The organism is Mesorhizobium sp. M0145 (genome assembly GCF_040322355.1).
In the GTDB taxonomy this organism is placed as follows: domain Bacteria; phylum Pseudomonadota; class Alphaproteobacteria; order Rhizobiales; family Rhizobiaceae; genus Mesorhizobium.
This window is the reverse complement of the sequence record NZ_JAMYTK010000005.1, coordinates 266525-275386: the sequence shown is the minus strand read 5'-3', so window position 1 is coordinate 275386 and position 8862 is coordinate 266525. Positions and strand designations below refer to the sequence as shown.

Here is an 8862-nt window from a genome sequence, read left to right as displayed (position 1 = left end):
GATTCCAACCCCGCAAGCCAAACCTGCTACCCAACCAAAACTCCCTTGACACCTCTCCGAAGCAGATGTGTGCGCACGCTAGCCCACAAGGGGAGAAGGGAAAGCCGCACGAAGCGGCTCGCCCCTGGAATGGTAAGGGTGAGGGGCGGCGCCGACCTGACGCGATTATTTGAGGCGTAGCCTTATTTTGTTCTTGCTTTGTGCCGGCAGCTATGCTACTAATTTCGGTATGGTGCTAATTGGCTCCAACGACCCGCCGCGTGGCGGGTTTTTTTGTTTCGCCTGAGATCGGGCGAAGTTCACAACAGAATTACGACCGTCGAGATTACCCCAAACAGTGCGATCAGCAGAAAGTCGGCGATCCGGTAGAGTTTCAGTGCCGCCGGATGTCAGGGATAGAGTTCTGGTCGCTTGCGAAGCTGGAGATTGTTCGTGGACCAGGCGGTAATCGTCTATCTTATTCTCAATGATGGTCAGTTTGGTGCCGCTGACGAACGCGAATCCATTTATGCGCTCGAGAATCGGCTAGAGAAAGCTATCGAGGATGCATCGGTCGGCGAGTTTGACGGTGACTTGTTTGGTGAAGGCGAATGCATCCTCTACATGTATGGGCCAAACGCTGAACGACTTTTTGTCGTAGTCGAACCCTTATTGAAATCTTCTCCCGTAGCTGCCGGTGGGTACGCGATCAAAAGGTTTGGCGTGGAAGCCGATCCGAGCGCAAAGGAAGTCCGTGTTACCTGGTAGGTCGGGTTTGCCGACCCATTCGGACGTTCACGCGGCGATGACGATCACCGCGATCACGCCGAACAGCGCGATCAGCAGTAAGTCGGCGACGCGGTAGAGTTTCAGCGCCCGTCGGATGTCGGTGCTCTCGATATCATCGCGCCGGCCGCCTTCGCCCATCAACGCGTCTTCGACCATGACGCCGTCATAGGAGCGGGGGCCGGCGAGCGCCAGGCCGAGCGCGCCGGCCATCGCTGCTTCCGGCCAGCCGGCATTGGGCGAGCGGTGTTTTTTCGCATCGCGCCGCACGGCGTGCCAGGCGCCCTTGGCGTCGGCGCCCTTGACCAGAAAAGCGGCGAGTACGATCAGCAGCGCCGTCAGCCGCGACGCCGGCAGATTGATCCAATCGTCGAAGCGCGCAGCCGCCCAGCCGAAGGCTTCGTGGCGCGGGGTGCGATGGCCGATCATCGAATCGGCGGTGTTGGCGGCCTTGTAGGCGACGCCGCCGGCGAGCCCGCCGATACCGAGCCAGAAGGCCGGAGCGACGACGCCGTCGGAGAAATTCTCGGCCAGGCTTTCGATCGCGGCGCGGCAGACAGCGGCCCTGTCGAGCTTTTCCGGGTCGCGACCGACGATCCGCGAGACGGCAATGCGGCCCATATCCAGTCCGCCGCTGTCGAGTGCGTCGGCGACCGCTTCGACATGCTCGGCCAGGCTCTTCTGCGACAGCAGCGACGTCGCCAGGATTGCGGTGACCAACAAGCCGAGGGGAATGCTCCAAAGCAAGGTTTCGAGCCAGAGGGCGAGGGCGGCCGGCACCAGCACGATCACCAGCAGCGCGACGACGCCCCAGCCGCGACGGTGGGCGTCGGAATCAGTGGCGCGGTTGAGCCTGCGGTCGAGAAAGGATATCAGCCTGCCGAACCAGGTGACGGGATGGCCAATGGCATCGAAGAGCCGGGCCGGGTAGCCGAGTACAAGTTCGATGGCCAGCGACAGGAAAGTGATCAGGATCGGCATGAAGTCTCTTGATGGAGTGACGGCGGCAGTGGACCACGGCGGAAGCCTTGGCCGGGCGAGGGCGCTTTTCCCTCACGCGCCGCTGCCTTTCGTCGACCTCTCGACCGGGATCAATCCGCACTCCTATCCGCTTTTCGATTTGCCCGCCACCGCCCTGTCGCGATTGCCGGAAACAGCGCGCAGCCGCGACTTGGCTGAACGCGCGGCAAGCGCCTATGGCGCCCCGTCGGCGGCGAATGTCGCAGCGGCGCCCGGCACGCAGATCCTGTTGCCGCGCGTCGCTTCGCTGGTCAGCCCGGGCACGGCGCTGGTGCTCGGGCCGACTTATGCCGAGCATCGGCGGGCAGCGGCGATCGCCGGCCATGCGGCGGCTGAAGTCGATGATTTCGAAGCCCTGGCGGCGGCCGATCTTGCCGTCGTCGTCAATCCCAACAACCCGGACGGGCGCGTCGTCGAGCGCGAAAGATTGCTTCGATTTGCCGGGACATTACGCGCCAGAGGTGGGCTGCTGGTGGTCGACGAGGCCTTCATGGATGTCGGCCCGCGCAGCGAAAGCCTGGCCGGCGACGTCGACCAGGGCGGCATCGTCGTGCTGCGTTCGTTCGGTAAGTTCTTCGGCCTGGCCGGCCTGCGGCTTGGCTTTGCACTGGCCGATGCGCTGACGGTCGAGCGGCTGGAGGCGCAATTCGGGCCATGGGCGGTTGCCGGGCCGGCGCTCGAATATGGCATAAGGGCGCTTGCCGATACCGGCTGGCAGGCCGGGATGCGGCGCCGTCTGGCCGAGGATGCCGCACGGCTCGATACGCTGTTCGGCTGCTTCGGCGTGCCTGTCGCCGGTGGCACCGCGTTGTTCCGCTATATCAGGCTGGCGGGCGCCGCCGGCCTGTTTTCGGTGCTCGGCCAGCGCGGCATCCTGCTTCGGCATTTCGCCGATCGTCCGGATGTGCTGCGCGTCGGCCTGCCGGGAGCCGACGAAGAATGGCGGCGGCTCGAATCCGCACTTGCCGGCTGGGCCTCGCGGCGCGACGATGATGCCAAGGGAGAAACTACCCAATGATCCACGTCTGTTCGCTGTCCAAAGTCGAGGAAACGGTAACGAAGACCGGGGCCGGCCGGCTGCTTTCGCTGCTTGCCGCCGGAACGGAGGTGATGCGACCGGCCTCGATCACCAGGGAAAACCATCTGCATCTGGTCATGCACGACATTGCGGTAGCGCAGGAGGGCATGACGATGCCGGGCGAGGAGCATGTCCTGAACCTGCTTGATTTCGCCCGCCAATGGGATCGCTCGCGGCCGCTGGTTGTGCATTGCTATGCGGGCATCAGCCGCTCGACAGCCTCGGCCTATATCATCGCGGCAGCGCTGGCGCCGAAGCGCGACGAGGCCGAGTTGGCCGAGACGCTGCGCGCGCTGTCGCCCACGGCGACACCCAATCCGCGGCTGATCGCAATTGCCGACGCACTGCTCGATCGCAGGGGCCGGATGATCGAAGCGATCCAGGCGATCGGGCGCGGCGCGGATGCTTTCGAAGGCACGCCGTTCGAATTGAAAATCTGAGCCTAAAAACAAATTCCAGCAAAAGTGCGCAGGAGTTCTAGGACACGGCCAAGGGGCGAATGATGATCGGGAGACTTTTGGCCATCGTTGTTGGCGTGGTCTGCGCGACAGGCAGCGCCATGGCCGCGTCCATGCCGGCTCTCAAGTCGATCGACCTGGCAGCGCTCCAAGCCACTGTCGAGGGTTTGGCCAAGGAACTTATGCTGCCCGGTGCCATGGTTTTGCTCAAGACTCCGCGGGGCAACCTCGTCTTCGGCTACGGTACGACTGAACTGGGTGCCACGAACCCGCCGCGCGCCGATACCCACTTCCATGCGGCCTCGAACACCAAGACGATGACCGCCGCTGTCATCGTGCAACTGGTGCAGGAGGGGAAACTGAGCTTCGCCGATCTGATCTCGAAATACGTCCAGCGCGTTCCCAACGGCGACGAGATAACCATTCGGCAGCTCATAACAATGCGGAGCGGCCTCCCTAACTTCACCAATGCGCCGGAACTTGCCGAAAGCCTGGACAAGTATCCTTACAGGGTATGGACCGCTGATGAAGTACTCGGCATGGCGTTCAAACGGCCGCCGGACTTCGCGCCGGGTGCCGAATTCGAGTACAACAACACCAACTACTATCTGCTCGGCCTTGTTGCCGAGAAGATCGACGGCAAGCCGCTCTCGACCATCTTCCGGGACCGCCTGTTCGGGCCGCTCGGCATGAAGAACACGGCGTTGCCGCCGAGCACGTCGAACGCCATCCCCGAGCCATACTCAAACGGCTATCTCTACGGCAGTACTTCGTACGCCCTGGCTGATGCGCCCTATCCGGACGACCTCCAGGCTGCGGCCAGGGCGGGAACGCTCAAGCCCAACGACGACACATGGCAGAACCCGTCCGCCTATTTTGCGGCTGGCGGAGTCATCTCCACCGCGGATGACCTCGCGACCTGGATGCGCGCGCTGGTCGGGGGCAAGCTCTTCAATGCCGACTTCCAGCGGCAGTGGCTTGCAAGCCCTGAGGCGCCGGAGCCGGGCGAACCCGCCATGCAAAAATACGGCTATGGCATCCTAACGCTGACCTTCGGGCCTAACGAAATCTACTATCACGAAGGCGAGATGCCCGGTTACCAGTCCTTCATGGGCTACGATCCGGCCAATGACGTCACCCTGGTCATATGGACCAACCTGACTCTCGCGCTCGACGGCCAGGCGACCGCCAACACCTTGATGGTGAAGATACTGGACGAAATCTACACGGTGTCGCCGCTTCAAGAGGTGAAGTGAGGATCCTCGCGCGCGAATGGAATCGCCCCTCGTGAGCGAGGCCTGAGCTGGTGGGATCAAACACCTACGCCAACCAATCCGCCAGCTTTGCCTTGCCCACGTCCCTCAGCAGGCCGATGAAGCCGTCGGCCTGATGTTCGGCGGTGAGCCTGCCTTTTTCGGCGGTGGCAATGCTGGCGTCGCCGACCACGCCATTCGGGTTGAGATCGCTGGCGATCCAGGCGAAGGCGTGCGTTCCGGTGTGGCGCAGCAGCGAAAATTCCTTTTCGGCGCGGGCGACCTTGGACACGAAATTGTCGGCCTTCCCCATATCGACGAGGTCGGGCCGGAAGTGCAGCATCAGCGAGGTCTCGACGTCGCCGCCATGGATGCCGTGGCGGTCTTCGAGCTCGGTGTACATGCCGGCCGGCCGGCCAAAGCGCTGCCAGCTGGTCTTTACCGCCAGCATCTTTGCCCGCACACGCAATTCGCGGGTGACGATGCCCATGATCTCCTCATTGCCGCCATGCGAGTTGACGACAATCAGTTTTCGGACGCCGGCGCGCGCGACCGACAGGCCAAGTTCGGTCCACGCCTCGACCAAGGTCGTCGCCGGCAGGGTGAGGGTGCCCGGTGCGTGCAAATGCTCGTTCGACTTGCCCACCGCCTGGACCGGCAGGATGCGGATGTCGAGATCGCCGGGCAGGCGCGCGATCACCGTTTCCAGCATGCCGTTCATGATCGAGGTGTCGGTCGAGACCGGCAGATGCGGGCCGTGCTGCTCAATCGCCGCCAGCGGCAGAACGGCAATGGTCGCTTCAGGATCGACGGTCGCGTATTCGGTGGTCCGGTAGTCACCCCACCATACGCGTTTTTTTGCAGCGGTCATGTCATGCCCTCTTGAACCGACAAGCCCAGACCTAACGCGGGAACGATCGGCTGTCGATCATCCCGCCGCAATGACCTCGATCTCGACCTTGAATTCCGGCCGGGCAAAACCGGACACGATCATCAGCGTCGAGGCCGGCGCCGGGCTGGCGAACAGCCGGTCGCGAACCTCCATATAGGGCCGCAGGAAGGCGCGGTCGGTGACGTAGGTGTTGATGCGGACGATGTCGGACAGGCCGAGCCCGGCCTCGCCGAGAATCGCCGATATGTTCCGGAAACAAAGCTCGGCCTGTGCGCCGGCCTCCTCGGGGATCTGGTCGTCCGGGGTGATTGCGACCTGGCCCGAACACAGCACCAGCCGCTTGCCGGGCGGCAGTTCGACGCCATGGCTGTAGCGGGCGAAGGGCGGCTTGATCGACTTCGGCGTGAGAAATTTGAACATGGCAATCTCCGTTCACGGCAGCCTAAAGCGGGATCGATGCGGGCATCAAGATGGCGGTGCATGTCACGAGGGCGATTGTGGACAGGCGATCAAAAAATAGGCACGATGCCTTTCGTACAGCATGACCCGTCCGGCCTTCGCGCCGCCATTGCTCAGGCGGGCATTGCACAAGCGGGCGGTCCCGGCGCAACGCGCCGGTGGCATGTGTCTTGCTTCTTGAAACAATGGTGTCGAGCCCGGCGCGTGACGCGCCGGAGCGAACAAAGGGTGGTGTGGATGTACGGAAAACTCAAGATTTCGGCGGGCGTGATCGTGCTGCTTGGCGCAGGCACGCTTGCCGCGGCAGCGAACGAAAAAGTCACCTTCGGCACCAACTGGCTGGCTGAGCCGGAGCATGGCGGTTACTACCAGGCCGTGGCGGACGGCACCTATGCGGCCTGCGGCATCGACGTGACGATCATGCAGGGCGGCCCACAGGTCAGCGGCCGGCCGCTGCTGCTGGCCGGCAAGATCGATTTTTACATGGGCGGCAATCTGCTGTCGGCCTTCGATGCCGTGCAGCAAGGCATACCGATGCGCGTCGTGGCGGCCGACTTCCAGAAGGACCCGCAGGTCATCATGTCCCATCCCGGGCAGGGGCTGGACAAATGGGAAGACCTGAAGAACGCCGACCAGTACATCCTCGGCGACGAAGGTGCGCAGACCTTCTTCCAGTGGATGGTCACCGACCTCGGCTTCGACGCCGCCAAGCGCGCGCCCTACACCTTCAACCCGGCGCCGTTCATCGCCAACAAGAAGTCGATCCAGCAGGGTTACGTCACCTCGGAGCCATTCGCCGTCCAGAAGCAGGGCGGTTTCACGCCGAACCAGTTCCTGCTGGCCGACTATGGCTGGGACACATATGCAACGACGGTCGAGACCATGCAGGAGACGGTCGACAAGCGGCCCGAGGTGGTCCAGTGCTTCGTCGATGGCTCGGCCAAGGGCTGGTACAATTATCTCTACGGCGACAACAAGGCCGCCAACGAGATGATCAAGAAGGAAAATCCGGACATGACGGATGAGCAGATCGCCTTCTCGATCGAGCAGCTGAAGAAGTTCGGCGTGGTCGATTCCGGCGACAGCGAAAAGCTCGGCATCGGCGCCATGACCGATGCGCGCATCCAGAGTTTCTACGACAAGATGGTCAAGGCCAAGGTCACACCGGCGGGCATCGACATCAAGAAGGCCTACACGCTGGCCTTCGTCAACAAGAGCGTCGGGCTCGACCTGAAGAAGTAGGCCGTGAAGCTGGAGAAAGTGGCGCAACAGCCAGGAAGCGTATCGGGGCCGACGCTGTTGGCGCTGCGTGGCGTCGGCAAGGTTTTTTCCAACGGCGTCACCGCGCTCAGCAATGTCGAGCTGACGATCCGGGAGGGCGATTTCCTCAGCCTGCTCGGGCCGTCGGGCTGCGGCAAATCGACGGCGCTGCGGCTGATTGCGGGCCTGTCGACGCCGACCTCGGGCGTGCTCGACTGGCGCGGCAGCGGCGCCCTCGAGCGTTCGACTATCGGCGACCGTTCAAATATCGGCTTCGTCTTCCAGGAGCCGACGCTGCTGCCCTGGGCCGACGTCTTCGACAATGTCTGGCTGCCGCTGCGGCTGAAGGGCGTGTCGCGTGCCAAGGCGGCGCCGGCGGTGATGGAGATGCTGGCGCGGGTTCACCTGACCGGCTTCGAGAATGCGGTGCCGCGCGAACTGTCCGGCGGCATGAAGATGCGCGTCTCTATCGCCCGCGCCATGGTAACCAAGCCGCGCATTCTGTTGATGGACGAGCCGTTCGCCGCACTCGACGAGATCACCCGCTTCAAGCTCAACAACGACCTTCTCGAGCTATGGCAGGATGAGCGTTTTACCGTCGTTTTCGTCACCCACAGCGTCTTCGAAAGCGTATTCCTCTCCAACCGCATCGTCGTCATGGCGGCGCGGCCGGGCCGGGTGTTTGCCGAGCTTGCCGTCGATGCATCCTATCCGCGCGACGAGGCGTTTCGCACCTCGCCCGACTATGCCGCGCTCTGCCGCCAGGCATCCGACGTGCTGATCGGCGCCATCAACTCAACTGCCGGACCGCATCATGACGGCCATTGAAGAACCAGTCCTGGCGCTCGACCCGGAGGAGGCGCGCCGCGTCCGCCAGGAGCGCTTCGAGCGCATCGGCAGATGGCTGCTGCCGCTGGCGATCATGATCCTGGCCATCTGGCTGTGGGACCGCGTCTGTGTCTGGAACGACATTCCGAAATACATCCTGCCGCGCCCCGGCGTGGTGTTGCAGACGCTGCACGACGATGCCGGGCTGCTGTTCTCCTCGCTGCTGGTGACACTCAGGATCACCTTCTTGAGCCTGCTTCTCGCCGTGGTCGGCGGTGTCGGGCTGGCAGTGCTGTTCGCTCAGTCGAAATGGGTGGAGATGTCGTTCTTTCCGTTCGCCATCGTGCTGCAGGTGACGCCGATCGTCGCGATCTTTCCGCTGATCAATATCTATGTCGACAACCAGACGACGAAGCTTTTGCTTTGCGCCTGGATCGTCGCCTTCTTTCCGATCCTCTCCAACACCACGCTCGGCCTCAACTCCGTCGACCGCAATCTGCGCGACATGTTCAAGCTCAACGGCGCCACTCGCTGGCAGCAATTGCGCTATCTGCGGCTGCCGGCGGCGATGCCTTATTTCCTCGGCGGGCTGAAGATCGCCGGCGGCCTGTCGCTGATCGGCGCGGTGGTGGCCGAGTTCGTCGCCGGCGCCACCGGCCAGTCGTCCGGCCTCGCCTCGCGCATCATCGAGGCCGGCTACCGGCTCAACGCACCAAGGCTGTTCGCGGCGCTGATCCTGATCTCGCTCACCGGCATCCTGATCTTCCTGGTGCTGTCGCTGGTATCGCATCTCCTTTTGCGGCGCTGGCACGAGAGCGCGCTGAGGCAGGAGCGGTGATGGTGGGCAGC

General features: G+C 63.3%; 10 protein-coding genes. 7 read left to right on the top strand and 3 right to left on the bottom strand.

What is annotated here, in order from left to right; translation table 11 throughout:
- The first annotated feature begins 432 nt into the window (after positions 1–432).
- Entirely contained in the window at positions 433–747 is a 315-nt protein-coding gene (locus tag NKJ28_RS11935) for a hypothetical protein (RefSeq protein WP_051406122.1), read from the top strand.
- 27 nt (positions 748–774) lie between these two features.
- Here the strand turns inward: NKJ28_RS11935 and cbiB are convergent, their stop codons facing one another.
- Complete coding sequence (gene cbiB / locus NKJ28_RS11930) at positions 775–1746, bottom strand: adenosylcobinamide-phosphate synthase CbiB (protein ID WP_352635670.1); 972 nt, start codon at positions 1744–1746, stop codon at positions 775–777.
- Here cbiB and cobD point away from each other — a divergent pair.
- From cobD to NKJ28_RS11915, 3 genes are all read left to right on the top strand, one after another.
- Complete coding sequence (gene cobD, locus NKJ28_RS11925) at positions 1745–2803, top strand: threonine-phosphate decarboxylase CobD (protein ID WP_352635668.1); 1059 nt, start codon at positions 1745–1747, stop codon at positions 2801–2803. The two genes, cbiB and cobD, sit on opposite strands and share 2 nt — an antisense overlap.
- Positions 2800–3303, top strand: a complete 504-nt coding sequence (locus tag NKJ28_RS11920; protein WP_352635666.1) for a tyrosine phosphatase family protein — start codon at positions 2800–2802, stop codon at positions 3301–3303. Before cobD ends, NKJ28_RS11920 begins: the two co-directional genes overlap by 4 nt.
- 62 nt (positions 3304–3365) lie before the next feature.
- Positions 3366–4577 (top strand): serine hydrolase domain-containing protein, encoded by a 1212-nt coding sequence (locus NKJ28_RS11915; protein WP_352635664.1) that lies wholly within the window; start codon positions 3366–3368, stop codon positions 4575–4577.
- A gap of 64 nt (positions 4578–4641) precedes the next feature.
- On the opposite strand, the gene NKJ28_RS11910 is transcribed toward NKJ28_RS11915, so the two are convergent.
- Both NKJ28_RS11910 and NKJ28_RS11905 read right to left on the bottom strand, forming a co-directional pair.
- Entirely contained in the window at positions 4642–5445 is an 804-nt protein-coding gene (locus NKJ28_RS11910; RefSeq protein WP_352454642.1) for a creatininase family protein, read from the bottom strand.
- A gap of 57 nt (positions 5446–5502) precedes the next feature.
- Entirely contained in the window at positions 5503–5886 is a 384-nt protein-coding gene (locus NKJ28_RS11905) for a RidA family protein (RefSeq protein ID WP_352617542.1), read from the bottom strand.
- 276 nt (positions 5887–6162) lie between these two features.
- On the opposite strand from NKJ28_RS11905, the gene NKJ28_RS11900 reads away from it, so the two are divergent.
- Genes NKJ28_RS11900 through NKJ28_RS11890 form a run of 3 tightly spaced genes read left to right on the top strand, consistent with a single transcriptional unit; the run spans position 6163 to position 8851 of the window.
- Positions 6163–7167, top strand: coding sequence for an ABC transporter substrate-binding protein (locus NKJ28_RS11900; RefSeq protein WP_352617544.1), 1005 nt, complete (start codon positions 6163–6165; stop codon positions 7165–7167).
- A gap of 3 nt (positions 7168–7170) precedes the next feature.
- Complete coding sequence (locus NKJ28_RS11895; RefSeq protein ID WP_352617546.1) at positions 7171–8013, top strand: ABC transporter ATP-binding protein; 843 nt, start codon at positions 7171–7173, stop codon at positions 8011–8013.
- Entirely contained in the window at positions 8000–8851 is an 852-nt protein-coding gene (locus tag NKJ28_RS11890) for an ABC transporter permease (protein ID WP_352635662.1), read from the top strand. Before NKJ28_RS11895 ends, NKJ28_RS11890 begins: the two co-directional genes overlap by 14 nt.
- Positions 8852–8862: the final 11 nt, after the last annotated feature.

Bases quoted from the DNA above. Each gene is read 5' to 3' on its own strand.
- cobD (WP_352635668.1), top strand. From the start codon at position 1,745: ATGAAGTCTCTTGATGGAGTGACGGCGGCAGTGGACCACGGCGGAAGC.
- cbiB (WP_352635670.1), bottom strand. From the start codon at position 1,746: ATGCCGATCCTGATCACTTTCCTGTCGCTGGCCATCGAACTTGTACTC.
- NKJ28_RS11920 (WP_352635666.1), top strand. From the start codon at position 2,800: ATGATCCACGTCTGTTCGCTGTCCAAAGTCGAGGAAACGGTAACGAAG.
- NKJ28_RS11915 (WP_352635664.1), top strand. From the start codon at position 3,366: ATGATCGGGAGACTTTTGGCCATCGTTGTTGGCGTGGTCTGCGCGACA.
- NKJ28_RS11910 (WP_352454642.1), bottom strand. From the start codon at position 5,445: ATGACCGCTGCAAAAAAACGCGTATGGTGGGGTGACTACCGGACCACC.
- NKJ28_RS11905 (WP_352617542.1), bottom strand. From the start codon at position 5,886: ATGTTCAAATTTCTCACGCCGAAGTCGATCAAGCCGCCCTTCGCCCGC.
- NKJ28_RS11900 (WP_352617544.1), top strand. From the start codon at position 6,163: ATGTACGGAAAACTCAAGATTTCGGCGGGCGTGATCGTGCTGCTTGGC.
- NKJ28_RS11890 (WP_352635662.1), top strand. From the start codon at position 8,000: ATGACGGCCATTGAAGAACCAGTCCTGGCGCTCGACCCGGAGGAGGCG.